Genomic DNA, 851 nt, shown 5'->3' with positions numbered 1-851 from the left:
TCAGGAACCGAACCGTTCCCCGGCGCGGACACCGCACCACGGGTCACCACCCACAACCGGGCACCCTCCCGCTCCACGACGGCCTGCATGACCGCCAGCGCAGCGGCCAGTCGAACCGACAGGCCCGGCGTCGTGTCCTCGTGCATGGCCTCGGGACCACGATGGAGCCCGGCCGGCAGGTACGCGATGTGCTCGGCGCCCGCGAGCAGCTCCGCCACACGCTCGCGGTCGAGGTCGTGGCCGGCCGGTAGCACCTGCACCTCGACCTGGGCACCACCCTGCTCCAACGCCTGCCGCACGTCGACGACTTCCGCCACGTCATGGCACAGCAGCAGCCACCTCCGGGCCAGCCCACCCGCATGCTGGGCCGCCAACGGCGACCATCCCACGCGATAGCGCCACGCATCGGTCTCAGAAACGCCGGTCCCGACCGCCATCGGCGGCGCGTCCAGCCAGTAACGCTGCCGCTGGAAGGCGTACGTCGGCAACACCACCGGCTCCACGGCAGGCAGCAGGTCGCGCCACGACACCGGCAGACCGGCCGCCCAGGCCGCACCCAGACTGCTCAGGAACTGCGCGGTCTCGGGCTGATCGCGACGCAGGCTGTGCAGCACCCGCCCGTTGCCACCGCCGTCGGCTTCGCCGTCACCGTCACCGTCGCCGAGGACGGTCGACAGCGCGAGCCCGAGGACGGGGTGGGGTCCCAGCTCGATGCACAGACCGCGGCCGTGGGCGTGCGCGGCGCGGACCGCCGTCTCGAAGAGCACCGGCTGTCGCAGGTTCCGGTACCAGTACGCGGCGTCCAGCTCCTCATCGGCAACCAGCTCACCGGTGACCGTCGACCACATCGC

The 851-nt window shown here is 72.2% G+C and carries 1 protein-coding gene; it reads right to left on the bottom strand.

Going from position 1 to position 851, the window contains the following annotated elements; translation table 11 throughout:
• Positions 1-851: acyltransferase domain-containing protein (locus E0F75_RS39780; protein ID WP_229315924.1), on the bottom strand; the 851-nt coding region annotated here is incomplete at both ends.

Source organism: Streptomyces sp. CB02980 (assembly GCF_014451325.2).
In the GTDB taxonomy this organism is placed as follows: Bacteria; Actinomycetota; Actinomycetes; order Streptomycetales; family Streptomycetaceae; genus Streptomyces.
This window is presented reverse-complemented; position numbering and strand designations above follow the sequence as displayed.